Raw genomic sequence first — 13,965 nt, 5'->3', positions numbered from 1 at the left:
AGCAACAGGAGATGGAAACATCATGAGCATCAATATCGAACAATTGCGGGCGGCACAGACCGAGGGCGCGGGAACGGATCGTGCCCACTGGGACGAGTGGCTGCAGTTCTCGCTGGGACAACAGCAATACGGTCTCAACGTGCTGCAGATACGCGAGATCATCTGCGCCACTGAAATCACGCCGGTGCCGGGGGCGCCACGGCATGTGCTGGGCATCATCAACGTGCGCGGTTCGATCATCACGGTTGTGGACACTCGCCAGCGGTTGGCGCTGCCGCTGCGCGAGATGCGTGACAGCGACTGGATTCTGGTGATGGATGTCGACGGACAATCGATCGGTTTGCTGGTGGATGAGGTATCCGAGGTCATCGATGTGGACCCGCGCCGGATCGAGTCGATGCATACCAATGACTCCGCCACCGACGCGCGCCACGTCAACGGCGTGCTGTCTCATCAAGACGGCATGCTGGTGCTGCTCGATGCCGCCAGTGTGGTGGGCCTGAAGGACGGTGTCTCCGGTGCGCGCCGTGGTTGAGCGACTGCGACGGCTGCAGCCGCTGCATCCCGCCCGCCCGGTCAAGCGGCGACAGCAGCCGCCGGGCGGGGAGCATCAGGATGACGACCGGCACGACAATGAAACCGGCAGTCAATCCGAAGTGGATGAGCGCGATGACCGTCAGCCGCCGGAGCCACCGCAAACCGATGATGATGCCCCCATCGGTGGCCGCAAGGGCGGGCAGGTGGATGAATACGCCGCGCCTGCCAACCCCGGGTAATATTAACCGGGGTTGGCGCCGGCTCAATAAGACGACTCTTCGGCCGTTGGCATGGCAATCACGGCTGCCGGGTCGTGCTCCGGCTCGTTGGCTGCCCACTGCCTGATCGAGGGCATGGTCGGGTCCGGGCGGCCGATGAAGAATCCCTGAGCAGAATCCACGCCAAGCTCTTCGAGCCACCTGAGCGTTTCCAGATCTTCGACGAACTCGGCCACCGTGTTCTTGCCCAGCCGTCGTGAGATGTCAGCCATGGAGCGCACCAGCTTGCGGTCGATATGGTCATTGGTCAGGTTGGCGATGAAGCTGCCGTCGATCTTGACGGTGTCGACCGGAAACTGCTTGAGGTGAGCGTAGCTGTTGAAGCCGGCGCCGAAGTCGTCGAGCGCGAAGCGACAGCCCAGGTCGCGCAGTTGCTGCACCATCTTGCGCGTCTCTTCCAGATTGCCGATGGCAGCGGTCTCGGTGATTTCAAAGGTGATTCTCGAGGGGTCGCCCTTGATCTGTTCGAGCTTGCGCTTGAAGAAGGGAACCAGGCTGGCGTCGTTGAATGCCTTGCCCGAGAGGTTGACGTTGAGGCGAATCGGCTCGCTCGAGCCCGCCAGCACCTGCAGCGCCTGCGAGACCACCCAGCGGTCGATGTCGTGAATCAGGCCGGTTTCCTCAGCCACGGTAATGAACTCCGCCGGCGCCATCAGGCGGCCGTCTTCGCCGAGCATGCGCAGCAGCACTTCATATTGTTCAATGCGCCCGGTGCGGATATCGAGCACCGGCTGGAAGACCAGCCGGAAGCGTTCTTCGCTGAGCGCTTCGCGAATCATCGGTACCCAGTGCAGTGCGCGCCGCTCGCTGACCAGCGCACGATCCTGCTCGTTATAGACATGCACGGCGTTGCCGTGCTGGCTCTTGGCCACGAAGCAGGCCTGGTAGGCGTGAGTCAGGGCTTCGTCGGGAAGGGTATCGTGCGCCGGCGACAGCATGGCAATGCCGATACTGGCCGTGAGCGGGTAGAAGTGCGCGGTATCCAGAAAGCGGGCCTCGGTCAGCCGCTTGCGCAGTTTTTCGCCGGTGTCGATCGCCTGTGCCTGGCTGCAGTCGCGAAGCAGAACGGCAAACTCGTCGGAGCCGGAGCGCGCGACCACATCCTGGCTGTTGGCAACTTCGCGAATGACGCGCGCAATGCGATTGAGCAGTCGGTCACCGGCCTGATGGCCCTCGTAGGTATTGACGATCTTGAAGCGGCCGATATCGATGTAGAGCAGCGCGGTCTCTCCGCCCTGGTCGGGTTGAATGGCCTTGAGCTGCTGCTCGAGATAGGGGCGGTTGAACAGGCCGGTCAGTTCGTCGTGATGGGTCCGATACTTGAGCCGGGCGTTGGTGATGCGATGTTCGGTCCGAGCCAGCTCGAGATGACGTTCGAGCTTTTTCCGGGAGCGTCCCAGACGCTGCAGACGCGCAGCGGTGCGCAGCCGCATGCACAGTTCGCGCGGCCGCAGCGGCTTGATGATCACGTCGGCTGCGGCATCCAGCCGGGCTTCGTCGAGCCGGGCTTCGTCGAGCAGCAGCAGCAGGGGAATGGCCGCGCCGGCCGGCAGCGCATGCAGGTTTTCGGCAAACACCTGTGCCGGCAGATCGGGTGTGGCCAGGTCAAACACGCAAACGCAGGTCTTGCGGCGCAGTTCATCGGCCTGCGATTCGACGTGGCGCAGCGCGTCGATGGCGTGGTCGAAGGAGGTTATCGCCAGCCTGCGCCCGCTGGGGTCGATACAGTCTTCAAAGGGTGCGCCGGCGTTGGCGTCGGGTGATACCAGCAGAACCTGTGTGCCCGGTTGCCTGTTTGCTTTGGCGCTCATCCTTACCCCCGAATCGGTATCGTTTGCCGTGCTCTGACCTCATGCGTGGCCTGGGCGTCCGCGCCCGAGGCTGGCCCTGGCGCGAATGCAGTGCCCGCTTTCAAGGCACAGCGGCAGGCCACGGAGAAACTTTAGCGATATCGGCGGCGCTTGTTGCCGGCTTGCGGCGGCCATCATGGCGTCTGCCGGAAAGCGTGATGTGCATCACCTCTACAGCGCTGTCCGTGCTGGCCTGGCGCGATCCTTGCAGGTGGGTTTGCCAGTGGCCGCCGGCGGTTAAAGCTCAGGCGCCGGCGGCCGCTATCAAGACTGGAAGGCCGCCGCCGGCGGCGCCCGATCAGGGCCCTGTACTGCCGTCTGGCCGCACAGGGCTTTCGGGCAGGACACCATCGAGAATCAAGGAAGGGCTCCATGTTCAGGAATCTGACGATCAAACTCAAGCTGATGCTGCTGGTGGGCATGCTTTTGACGATGCTGTTGCTCGGGGCCGCCATCGGTCTGGGCAGCATGAGCTGGATTGACGGCCAGCTCGAAGTGGTTTACAGGGAAAACACCGTTCCGACCCAGCAACTCAGCCAGATGCGCACGCGGCTGGTTGAAAATCGCATGCGCATTTCCGAGGCACTGCTCACGCCGGACGCCGGGTTCGTACGCGATCAGGTGGCCGCCATTCGTCAGAACATGGAGCGGATCGACGCGGCCTGGGATCGCTTCATGGAGCAGGATCTGACCGCGGAAGAGACGCAAACTGCAGACGCCTTCGCTGCCAGTTGGGAGGCCCTGGTCGATGGCCTGGGTGACGTTCTGGCGGTGCTCGACGATGATGACGCGGCGACCGCAGAGATGATGTTCCTGATGCAGCTCAGGCCGCTGTTCGAGCCGGCGCTGCAGGAGCTCGAGGCAATGGTCGATCTGCAGATCGACATGGCCGAGAGCGTGGTCGAGGACGTGCAGGCGCGTTACGGGTGGATTCGCAATCTGGTCATCGCCGCGATTGTCGTCGCCTTCATCCTGGCGCTGCTGCAGGCCTTCTGGCTGATTCGGCGAATTACCCATCAGCTGCAGACGGCGATCGATACCGCTGACCGCCTGGCCGACGGTGATCTGGTTCACTCCATTGAAACCGAAAGCAACGATGAGATCGGACAGCTGCTCCGGGCGATGCAGCGAATGGCCGGCAAGCTGTCGCAGATCGTCACCGAGGTCAACGGCGCTTCCGGGTCTCTGGCTTCGGCCTCCGAGGAGGTTTCCGCCACCGCTCAGAGCCTGAGCCAGGGCTCGAGCGAACAGGCCTCGAATGTGGAACAGACCACCTCGTCGGTCGAACAGATGTCGGCTTCGATCGAGCAGAACAACGAAAATGCCCGCATCACCAATGAAATGTCTTCCAAGGCCGCGGCCGAGGCAGCCGAAGGCGGTGAGGCCGTTGGTAAAACCGTTGAGGCAATGAAGGAGATCGCCGAGAAGATCTCCATCATCGACGAGATTGCCTACCAGACCAACCTGTTGGCGCTCAACGCCGCCATCGAGGCGGCGCGCGCCGGTGAACACGGCAAGGGTTTTGCCGTGGTCGCCGCCGAGGTGCGCAAGCTGGCCGAGCGCAGTCAGGTGGCGGCACAGGAAATCGGCGAGGTCGCGCAGGGTTCGGTGGGTCTGGCCGAGCAGGCAGGTCAGCTGCTCGAGGCCATGGTGCCCTCGATTCAGAAAACCGCCGAGCTGGTGCAGGAAATCTCGGCGGCGAGTTCCGAGCAGGCCGCCGGGGCATCGCAGATCACCGATGCCATGGAACAGCTCAACGCCACGACGCAGCAATCGGCGTCGTCATCCGAGGAGCTGGCTTCGACGTCGGAGGAGATGAGCAGCCAGGCCCAGCAACTCCAGCAGCTGATGGCCTATTTCAGCGTCAACGGGGCCCGAACCGCAGAGCTCCAGCACCAGGACCTGCCGCCGGCGGCGTCGAGCCGGGGCGGGCCTGCGGCGATGGAGTCCGCGCGCGCGAGCGATCAGCAGGCTTTCGACCCGGCCGTCGCGATGGCGGCAGCCCCGGATGACGAAGCCGAGTTCGTACGCTTTTGAACCGACCTGTGGTGAGCGATATGTCTGCAAGTTCCGCACTGGTTGCAACCGGACAGGGCGGTCAGGGGGCTCAGGAGCAGAATCAGTACCTGACGTTTCGCCTGGGCGATGAGATGTATGCCTTCGGCATTCTCAACGTGCGCGAGATTCTGGAGTACAAACGGCCAACGCGCGTTCCGATGATGCCTGATTTCATCGAGGGCGTGATCGGGCTGCGCGGCGAAGTCGTTCCGGTCGTCAACCTGGCCTGCCGATTCGGTTTGCCGGCGACCGGGGTCACGCGGCTGAGCTGCGTTGTCGTGATCGAGATCCGCTCCGACACCTTGTGCCAGGACATTGGTGTGCTGGTCGACAGCGTCTCCGAGGTGGTTGATATCTCGCCGCAGAGCGTGCGGCCGGCGCCGGAATTCGGCAAGCGGATCGGCGCCGATTTCGTGCGCGGCATGGGCAAGGTCAATGACGAGTTCGTGATTCTGCTGGCCGAAGATCGCGTGCTGTCGATGGATGAGCTCAGTCAGGTCAGCAGGGCACGGGAGATCGGTGAGGAAATGCGCGCCGGTGATGCTGTGCCCGGGCGCTGATGGACATCAATGGTTGTCAACCGACAGACATGCGGATGGGACAGTGAGAGCGCAAGGGTCGACAGGGCTGGCCGTCCCCGCGGGGTTCGGCGCGCCGCCCATCAGCGAAGCGGAGTTCGATCTGTTTCGCAAGCTGATGCGCGAGGCGGCCGGCATTCATCTTTCGCCGGGCAAGCAAGCGCTGGTGGTCGGACGCCTGAGCCGGCGGCTGCGCGAGCTCGGTCACCGGAGTTTCAGCGAGTATTTCGACTGGCTCAGCCGCCCTTCGGCCGACCCGGCGGCGCGCGCCGAGCGCCAGCTGGCCATTGACCTGCTGACCACCAACGAAACCTATTTCTTTCGTGAACCCCGGCATTTCGATCTCATCCGGGATCGGATCATTCCTTCCTGGCGCGGCCAGCGGGTGCGTTTGTGGAGTGCGGCGTGTTCCAGCGGCGAAGAGGCCTATACCCTGGGCATGCTGCTGGCTGTTCACGGCAGCTGCGAGTGGGAAATCCACGGTACCGATATCAGCACGCGCGTCATCGAGTCGGCGCGGCGTGGCATTTACCCGATGGCGCGCGCTGAGCGCATACCCGGGCGTTATCTCAAGGCCTGCTGCCTCAAGGGCGTGGGCTCACAGGCCGGTAATTTCCTGATCGATTCCGAAATCCGCCGCCGGACCCGGTTTGCGGTCGGCAATCTGCTCGATGACCAGTCTGCGCCGGGAACGTTCGACCTGATCATGCTGCGCAACGTGTTGATCTATTTCCATCCGGAGGTCAAACGGCAGGTGGCGCGCAACGTCGTGCGCCAGCTGCGTCCGGGCGGCTGGCTGATGGTCGGCCACGCCGAAAGCCTCAGCGGCCTGGTGTCGGGGCTCGAGACGGTCATGCCCTCGGTCTATCGTCGCGCGGGTCCGCCATGAGGCCGCCGCTGCAGGAGGATGCTGCCGAGCAGGTCACGCTCAAGCCCGGCGAGCTGCACTTCACGCGCGAGCCGGCCATCATTCGCACGCTGCTGGGATCGTGCATTGCCATCACGCTCTGGCATCCGCGTCGCCGGATCGGCGGCATGTGCCACTACCTGCTGACCGAACGCAGTCAATACGAGCGCGCCCGCCGCCATCCCGCGGGCTATTACGCGACCGATGCGGTGAGCTATTTTCTCAGCCAGGCGAAAGCCAACGGCTGCCGCCCCGGGGAATTCGAAGCCAAGCTGTTTGGTGGCGGCAACATGTTCGATGGCATTCAGGAGCGGCTGGGCTCGATCAACGTCGCCCGGGTCAATGCCGCCGAAGGGCGACGGCTGCTTGAGCACAGTGGTTTTGCCATCAAGGCGGCCGATGTTGGCGGCTCGCGCTATCGCAAGGTTCATTTCGATCTGTCCAGCGGTTTTGTCTGGGTACAGTACGGCGGCCGCAGGGCCGCATCACTCACTTTGGGGGACAACCGAAAATGACTCTCCACAACGGTGACCGGCCGGCTGCCGGCGGCCCCATCAAGGCCATGGTGGTGGACGACTCCGCGCTGGTGCGCAGGCTCGTGAGCGATGTGCTATCGGCTGATGACGGCATCGAAGTGATTGCCACGGCGCACGACCCGATTTTCGCGTTGCGCAAGATGCAAAAGGAATGGCCGGACGTGATCGTGCTCGATATCGAGATGCCACGCATGGACGGGCTGACATTTCTGCGCAAGCTCATGAAGGCCAGGCCCACGCCGGTGGTGATCTGCTCAACCTTGACGGTACAGGGGGCGGAAACCACGATGCAGGCGCTCAGTGCCGGTGCGGTCAGCATCATTGCCAAGCCCGCCAGTGGTTTGAGTGAGTTCTTCGACGGCGGCGCCAACGATGTCGTCGCCGCAGTCAAGGCCGCGGCCCAGGCGCGCCTGAAGAACCTCGGGCGAGGCCTGCCGGAGAAGACGGACTCGTCGTCCGCGCTGTCCGACCCGGGCCGACCGGCAGCGCTCAGCCAGACCACCCAACAGGTGGTGGCGATCGGCACCTCCACCGGTGGCACCCAGGCGCTGGAGCGCGTGCTGACCGCATTGCCGGCCGTCACGCCGGGAATCGTGATCGTGCAGCACATGCCCGAGAAGTTCACCGCGATGTTCGCCCAGCGGCTCGATTCGATCTGCCGCATCGAGGTTAGCGAGGCGCGACACGATGACCGCGTGGTCGCCGGCCGCGCACTGATTGCGCCGGGAGGACGACACATGGAGCTCGTCCGGCGCGGCGCGCACTATCATGTTCGACTCAATGACAGCGAGCCGGTCAACCGTCATCGCCCGTCGGTGGACGTGCTGTTCAACTCGGTGGCCCGCTACGCCGGGCGCAATGCCGCCGGCTTCATTCTCACCGGCATGGGCGACGATGGCGCCCGCGGCCTGCTGGCGATGGCAAAGGTCGGTGCGCACACGGTGGCTCAGGACGAGGAAAGTTGTATCGTCTTCGGCATGCCGCGCGCGGCCATTGAAATGGGCGCGGCCTCGCGCGTGCTTGCGCTCGATCAGATGGCGGCCGAAATCATGCGCAAAGTGGCCGTGGCTCACTCCTGAAGCCGCCGGGCCGTTAGAATGGCCGCTTCGATTTGCATTTGGAGTATCGGAGTCGATGGAACTGACCGCAATCAAGACCCTGCTGGACGACCTGGAGTGCCGTATCGAGGCGCTGAGGGGGTATCTTTGACTACGATGGCCAGAGAGAAAAGCTGGAAGAGGTTACCCGCGAGCTCGAGCAGCCTTCCGTATGGGATGATCCCGACCATGCCCAGAAGCTGAACAAGGAGTTCTCGGATCTTGACCGCTCGGTGAGCGCGCAGCGCAGCGTCATCGAAGGGATCAGCGACGCCGCAGAGCTGCTGGAGTTGGCGCTCGAAGAGAATGATCAGGACACGCTCGAGAGCGTGGCCGAAGATCTGCAGAGCATTGAAAGGCAGGTCGCCGAGCTGGAGTTTCGCCGCATGTTCTCCGGCGAAATGGATGACCGACCCTGCTTTATCGATATTCAGGCCGGCTCCGGGGGCACCGAGGCGCAGGATTGGGCGGGAATACTGCTGCGCATGTATCTCAAGTGGGCCGAGCACCGCGGCTGGAAAACCGAGCTGATCGAGGTCTCCGGCGGCGATGTGGCGGGCATCAAGAGCGCGACCGTGCGCGTGGAAGGCGACTATGCTTTTGGCTGGTGCCGGACCGAAACCGGCGTGCACCGGCTGGTACGCAAATCGCCCTTCGACTCGGGTCATCGGCGCCATACCTCGTTTGCCAGTGTGTTCGTCTCGCCCGAGATCGACGACTCCATCGAAGTCGATATCGATCCGTCGGATCTGCGGGTGGATGTCTACCGCGCCTCCGGTGCCGGCGGCCAGCACGTCAACCGGACCGAGTCGGCGGTGCGCATTACCCACGAGCCCAGCGGGATTGTCGTCCAGTGTCAGAACGATCGTTCGCAGCACAAGAACCGCGACCAGGCCATGAAGCAGCTGCGCGCCAAGATCTACGAAATGGAGCTGCAGAAACAGCGCGATCAGGCACAGGCAACGGAAGAAGAAAAGTCCGACATCGGCTGGGGCAGCCAGATCCGCAACTACGTGCTGGATCAGTCCCGCATCAAGGACCTGCGCACCAGCATCGAGCGCTCCGACACCCAGAAAGTGCTCGACGGCGACCTCGATGAATTCGCTGCCGCGTCACTGCAGGCGGGGCTGGAATGAAATCCTGTGCCGCAGATCAACACAGATAAAGAAATGCAATAGCGAAAGGGAAGAAAGGAAGAGCACGGTTGATTGGTCGCAATCGAGCCCCTGAAAGCTTGACTCGGTGTAGCGGGATCCAAGGAATGGATGTCCTTCCAATCTGAGTGTATCTGTGTTCATCTGTGGACAGTTTATTTTTGAGCGAGTACAGATGATTGACAAGGAACAAGAAAGCACGCCGGAAATGGACGAGAACCGGCTGATTGCCGAGCGACGCGAGAAGCTCCATGCGTTGCGCGAAACTGGCGAGGCATATCCCAATGATTTTCGCGCCAATGCCGACGCGGCCTCGCTGCTTGAGCGCTTTGCCGACGAGGCGCAGTGGGATCAGGCCGCGCTCGAAAAAAACGACGAGCGCTTCAGCCTGGCCGGGCGCATCGTCTCGCGTCGGATCATGGGCAAGGCCAGCTTTACCCATATCCAGGATGCCTCGGGTGCGCGCATTCAGCTGTACCTGCGCCGTGACGATCTGCCCGAAGGCGTGTATCAGGCGTTCAAGCAGTGGGATATTGGCGATATCGTTGGTGTGAGCGGGCGCATGATGCGCACGAAAACCGGCGAGCTTTCCATTCACGCCGATCAGCTCCGGCTGCTGACCAAATCACTCAGGCCGCTGCCGGAGAAGTGGCACGGCCTGACCGATCAGGAAATGCGCTACCGCCAGCGTTATGTCGACCTCATCGTCAATCCCGAGGTGCGCGAGACTTTCGTGCGCCGAACCCTGATCATTCGCGCCATTCGCCATTTTTTTGACGACCACGGTTTCCTCGAGGTCGAAACGCCGATGATGCATCACATCCCCGGCGGTGCCACCGCGCGGCCGTTCGTCACTCACCACAACGCGCTCGATATCGACCTGTACCTGCGCGTCGCCCCGGAGCTGCACCTCAAGCGTCTGCTCGTGGGCGGGCTGGAAAAGGTCTACGAAATCAACCGCAACTTCCGTAACGAAGGCGTTTCAACCCGGCACAATCCCGAGTTCACCATGCTCGAGTTCTACTGGGCGCACGCCGATTACAACGACATGATCCGGCTGACTCAGGAGTTGTTCAACGAGCTTGTGGCGGCGCTGCCGGGTGCGGTCGACGGCCAGATTGAATACCAGGGCCAAAAGATCGACTTCAGCGGAGACTTCGAGCGCATCACGGTCGCCGATGCCGTGATCGAACACTATGACGAGATTTCGGCGGCCGATGTCAAGAACGCCGGCGCACTGCGCGCCGTGTGCCGTAAACACGGCCTGCACGTCGAAGACGGCTGGGGCTGGGGGCGCCTGCTGATGGAGCTGTTCGAGCACCGTGTCGAGCACACGCTGATTCAGCCGACCTTCGTGACCCAGTACCCGATCGAGGTGTCGCCGCTGTCGCGGCGCAACGACGCCGACCCCGATTTTGCCGATCGCTTCGAGCTGGTCATTGCCGGGCGCGAGATTGCCAACGGGTTTTCGGAACTCAATGATCCCGAAGACCAGGCCGAGCGCTTTCACGCCCAGGTTGCCGCGCGTGACGCCGGCGATGCCGAGGCGATGCACTTTGATCACGACTACATCCGGGCGCTGGAATACGGCATGCCGCCGGCGGCCGGCGAGGGCATCGGCATCGACCGCCTGGTGATGCTGCTGACCGACTCGCCCTCGATCCGTGACGTGCTGCTGTTTCCCTACCTGCGGCCGGAAGCCTGAGCCGGCCCTGACGGGCCGAACGCGGCAGTGGAATGACCGTCAGCTGGCACTGGCCGGCTCATGCGCGCGCGGCGGTTGCCGCCGGCGCTGTACTGGTGGCCTTGGCCCGGTTGGGCTGCTGCCAGCGCTGGCGCCACTGACGAGCGCCTTCAGGGAAGCGCTGCTGGACGATTCGCCGCAGCTCCTGCGCCCGGCCGGGCTGGTCGAGGCTGTCTTCCAGAATCCTTGCGGCCTGCATCCAGGCATCGACGATGTGGCGGAACTTCTGATCGTCGGGCGGCAGGCTGATCAGCAGCCGGAAGGCCGTCTGGTGCTCGCCGCGTTCGTCCAGTTCCAGCGCCAGGCGATAGCGTGTTTCGCTGGCCCGCGGCATCCACTGGTTGAGGCGGTGGTGGTTGCGCTGCCACAGGTCGGTTGCCGCCGCTGTCTGCCGGGTGCGCACCAGACGCCGCATGCGGCGCTCGAGGTGGTTGAGAAACTCGGCCGGCCCGGCAGTTTTGGCCACGAGCTGATCGAACATGTCGTTGAGCTCGGGTTCGTCGGGATAGCGGGTCAGCGCCGCTCCCAGCGCCTGTCGTGCATCCCGGGTGCGCTTTTCCAGAAGCAGAATGCGCGCATCGGCGATCATCAGCGCCGGCTCATGGGTCTCGGGTTCGGGTCGGCGCGGCCGGTCGATGGGGGCAACGCCAGCAGCATAATCGAGCACCCGGCGGTGCGTGCGGGCGAGCATGCCCGTCCGGCTGCCCAGCGCCAGGGCCAGCAGCGCGCCTGCAAAGGCCGCCAAGCCGTCCAGCACTCTGGCGCCACTGCCGTCGAGCAGTCCGGCCAGCACAACCAGAACGAGCGCTGCCCCGGCGCTGGCCAGCGCCAACAAAGCACAGGGTGCGGCCACGCGTTCGAGCATGGGCCACAGCCGCGCCGGCTTGAGCGCTGCGGCCGGCGTGTCGCTGACCACTGCAGCCAGCACCGCGGCCGGCAGAAACGCCGCCATGCCCAGCCAGGCGAACACGACCAGTGGCGGGTAGGGCGTGAGAACTGCCAGGCACAACAGCAGTGCGCAGGGCAGCCCCGCCGGCAGCAGCCGGCTTCCGGATTCAATCGCTTCGAGGTGGAAAACGTCCGCCAGGCTCGGGCGTTCGAGCCGACCCTCACCGGCCCGCCGGGCCAGGACGAGCATGCCGTGGAATACCGCTGCTGCCGCAGGCAGGCTCAACAGCAGCCCGACAAGTGTGCCGGAGCTCAGCGCAGCGACGGCGGCAGCACCCATTGCCAGCAGCAGCGACGGCAGCGCCAGCGCCTGGCTCAGCGCAACAACAAAGGAGGGCTGCTCGTCTTGCTGAAGGCGCCCCTGCATGATCCGCTCGCACAGCGGGCAGTGAACATCATGGGGCAGTTGATCCGCGTAGGGTCTGCAGTCGCTGCACAGCGGCAGTTGGCAGGCGCTGCAGTACCAGCGAACTTCATGTTGCGGATGAAACCGGCACGACAGACCTGTTGGGTGCTTCATAGAGTGTCACTCCACTATCACCCCCTTTGAGTTTGCGAATCGGGTTTGCCGCAAGCCTACCAGCAAGTGGGCGCAAGGGAAAGCGCGGGTCGATGGACCAATGACATCAAGGCGGTACAATTCAGGCATGCGCTGTACGATCTGCCTGACAATGATCCTGATGAGCATCACCGGCCGCGCCGAAGAGCGCCTCGAGCTGGTCGAGTCACTCGACCTCGAGCGCTACCAGGGCCTGTGGTATGAAATTGCGCGCCTGCCCAATCGGTTCCAGTCCCGCTGTGTCCGCGATGTCAGCGCGCACTATCAGCTGACGTCGGGTGGCGAGGTGGCGGTGACCAATCGCTGCCGCAGCGAAGACGGGCAGTGGATCGAGGCCCAGGGCAGAGCACGCCCTGACCGCTCGGACGGGCGCCAAGCGGCGCTCGAGGTGCGGTTTGCGCCGCGCTGGCTTGCCTGGCTTCCTTTCGTCTGGGGTGAGTATCGCGTCATCGCGCTCGACGAAGACTATCGCCATGCCCTGGTAGGCAGCGACAATCGTGCCTATCTGTGGATCCTCGCGCGGGAACCAGAATTGTCCGCAGCGGTGTTCGAGCACCTGGTGGAGCAGGCGAGCCGGCAGGGTTTCGATATCGACCAGCTGGAGCGAACCCGCCACGGTGAGCCCTTGCAATGATCGAAGTGCTCGTCGTCGGCGCCGGCTGGAGCGGCCTGGTGGCAGCGGCGCGCCTGGCGGCCCGCGGGCGTTCCGTGGTGGTGGTGGAGAAATCCCGGGGAGCCGGCGGGCGCTGCGCCACCCGTCGCGAGCAGGGTTTTGTCTTCGATCACGGCGCCCAGTACCTGACCGTGCGCAGCGAAGCCTTCGAACGCCAGGTGCAGGCCTGGGCGCATTCGGGCCTGCTTGAGGCATGGCAGCCGCGGCTGACCGTTTTTGGACAACAGCCTGCCGGCGCGTCCGAAACGCCACGCCGGCGCTGGGTGGGCGTTGGCGGCATGAATGCCGTGCCTCACCAGCTTGCCCGAGGGCTGGATTGTCGCTGGCAGTGGCGTGCGCAGACGCTGACTTTTGACCGTGATGGCTGGGAAGTGCGCTCGAGCCAGGGCGAGACCCTGCGGGCCCAATCGCTGTTATTGACGGCCCCGGCGCCGCAGTGTGCCGACCTGCTCGGAGCGGAGCACCCCCTGAGTGCAACGCTGCGTAGCGTTGACATGCTGCCGTGCTGGGCCCTGATGCTGGGCTTCGAGCAACCGGTTGACTGTGATTTCGACGCCGCCTTTGTCAATCGCGGACCGCTGACCTGGCTGGCCCGGCGGCCGGCGGCCATCGATGGTGGTCGCGGGGAGGCCTGGATTGCCCACGCTGCGCCGGACTGGTCGCTTGCCCATCAGGGACAGACGGCCTCGGGCGTGGCTGCGGCGCTGCATTCGGCGGCGGCACAGCTGGTGCCGGCGCTTGGTCGTCAGCCGCGGCTTTGCAGCGCACATCTCTGGCGCCATGCGCGCGCTCGCCAGGCGCCGGGTGGCACGATCCTGCGCGACGACGCTACCAGCCTGGTGGTGGCCGGTGACTGGTGCGCCGGCGAGCGTGTCGAAGGCGCGTGGATCAGCGGCGTGGCCGCGGCGCGTCATCTGGGCAAGTACTGAAGCCGTCCGCCTCAAGCCGCCTTGATTGGAGCCGCTAAAGAAGCCGGGCCGCGACAGACCTTGCGGCCACACTTCCGGCGCGGTTCATCCGTGGACCGCCCCGGCCCCACGGATACG

General features: G+C 64.2%; 13 protein-coding genes. 11 read left to right on the top strand and 2 right to left on the bottom strand.

Annotated elements, in window-relative coordinates; genetic code table 11:
• Nucleotides 1-22: 22 nt before the first annotated feature.
• Together ACEWQ0_RS08815 and ACEWQ0_RS08810 are read left to right on the top strand one after the other, a co-directional pair.
• A complete protein-coding gene (locus ACEWQ0_RS08815; RefSeq protein ID WP_476483320.1) occupies nucleotides 23-535 on the top strand; it encodes a chemotaxis protein CheW in 513 nt (170 codons plus the stop codon).
• Nucleotides 528-776: a hypothetical protein gene (locus tag ACEWQ0_RS08810; protein WP_476485122.1), complete on the top strand. Its 249-nt coding sequence runs from the start codon at nucleotides 528-530 to the stop codon at nucleotides 774-776. Before ACEWQ0_RS08815 ends, ACEWQ0_RS08810 begins: the two co-directional genes overlap by 8 nt.
• A 23-nt stretch (nucleotides 777-799) precedes the next feature.
• Here ACEWQ0_RS08810 and ACEWQ0_RS08805 read toward each other — a convergent pair whose 3' ends face one another.
• Entirely contained in the window at nucleotides 800-2,626 is a 1,827-nt protein-coding gene (locus ACEWQ0_RS08805) for a putative bifunctional diguanylate cyclase/phosphodiesterase (protein ID WP_476485121.1), read from the bottom strand.
• A 411-nt stretch (nucleotides 2,627-3,037) separates the two neighbouring features.
• On the opposite strand from ACEWQ0_RS08805, the gene ACEWQ0_RS08800 reads away from it, so the two are divergent.
• The 7 genes from ACEWQ0_RS08800 (at nucleotide 3,038) to lysS (ending at nucleotide 10,700) form a co-directional block, all read left to right on the top strand.
• On the top strand, nucleotides 3,038-4,702 hold the full coding sequence (locus ACEWQ0_RS08800) for a methyl-accepting chemotaxis protein (protein WP_476485120.1): 1,665 nt from the start codon (nucleotides 3,038-3,040) through the stop codon (nucleotides 4,700-4,702).
• 20 nt (nucleotides 4,703-4,722) lie between these two features.
• Complete coding sequence (locus tag ACEWQ0_RS08795; RefSeq protein WP_476483316.1) at nucleotides 4,723-5,283, top strand: chemotaxis protein CheW; 561 nt, start codon at nucleotides 4,723-4,725, stop codon at nucleotides 5,281-5,283.
• Between the two features lie 43 nt (nucleotides 5,284-5,326).
• Nucleotides 5,327-6,190 carry a CheR family methyltransferase gene (locus ACEWQ0_RS08790; protein WP_476485119.1) on the top strand — a complete coding sequence of 288 codons (864 nt, stop codon included), beginning with the start codon at nucleotides 5,327-5,329 and terminating at the stop codon, nucleotides 6,188-6,190.
• The gene (locus ACEWQ0_RS08785) at nucleotides 6,187-6,723 is read left to right on the top strand and encodes a chemotaxis protein CheD (protein WP_476483314.1); all 537 of its coding nucleotides are present in this window, start codon (nucleotides 6,187-6,189) and stop codon (nucleotides 6,721-6,723) included. Before ACEWQ0_RS08790 ends, ACEWQ0_RS08785 begins: the two co-directional genes overlap by 4 nt.
• The gene (locus tag ACEWQ0_RS08780; RefSeq protein WP_476485118.1) at nucleotides 6,720-7,823 is read left to right on the top strand and encodes a protein-glutamate methylesterase/protein-glutamine glutaminase; all 1,104 of its coding nucleotides are present in this window, start codon (nucleotides 6,720-6,722) and stop codon (nucleotides 7,821-7,823) included. Before ACEWQ0_RS08785 ends, ACEWQ0_RS08780 begins: the two co-directional genes overlap by 4 nt.
• Nucleotides 7,824-7,878: 55 nt before the next feature.
• A protein-coding gene (gene prfB, locus ACEWQ0_RS08775) for a peptide chain release factor 2 (RefSeq protein ID WP_476485117.1) occupies nucleotides 7,879-8,977 on the top strand; the annotation gives its coding sequence in 2 pieces (ribosomal slippage) (nucleotides 7,879-7,950 and nucleotides 7,952-8,977; 1,098 coding nt in all).
• A gap of 193 nt (nucleotides 8,978-9,170) precedes the next feature.
• Nucleotides 9,171-10,700, top strand: a complete 1,530-nt coding sequence (lysS, locus tag ACEWQ0_RS08770; RefSeq protein ID WP_476483311.1) for a lysine--tRNA ligase — start codon at nucleotides 9,171-9,173, stop codon at nucleotides 10,698-10,700.
• Between the two features lie 58 nt (nucleotides 10,701-10,758).
• Here the strand turns inward: lysS and ACEWQ0_RS08765 are convergent, their stop codons facing one another.
• Entirely contained in the window at nucleotides 10,759-12,054 is a 1,296-nt protein-coding gene (locus ACEWQ0_RS08765; protein ID WP_476485116.1) for a hypothetical protein, read from the bottom strand.
• 304 nt (nucleotides 12,055-12,358) lie between these two features.
• Here ACEWQ0_RS08765 and ACEWQ0_RS08760 point away from each other — a divergent pair, with 304 nt between their 5' ends.
• On the top strand, nucleotides 12,359-12,880 hold the full coding sequence (locus tag ACEWQ0_RS08760) for a lipocalin family protein (protein ID WP_476483309.1): 522 nt from the start codon (nucleotides 12,359-12,361) through the stop codon (nucleotides 12,878-12,880).
• The gene (locus ACEWQ0_RS08755) at nucleotides 12,877-13,848 is read left to right on the top strand and encodes an NAD(P)/FAD-dependent oxidoreductase (RefSeq protein ID WP_476485115.1); all 972 of its coding nucleotides are present in this window, start codon (nucleotides 12,877-12,879) and stop codon (nucleotides 13,846-13,848) included. Before ACEWQ0_RS08760 ends, ACEWQ0_RS08755 begins: the two co-directional genes overlap by 4 nt.
• Nucleotides 13,849-13,965: the final 117 nt, after the last annotated feature.

The sequence above is a fragment of the Wenzhouxiangella sp. YN9 genome (assembly GCF_056324165.1).
The sequence above is the reverse complement of the archived record's forward strand: the minus strand, read 5'-3'. Positions and strand labels throughout refer to the sequence as shown.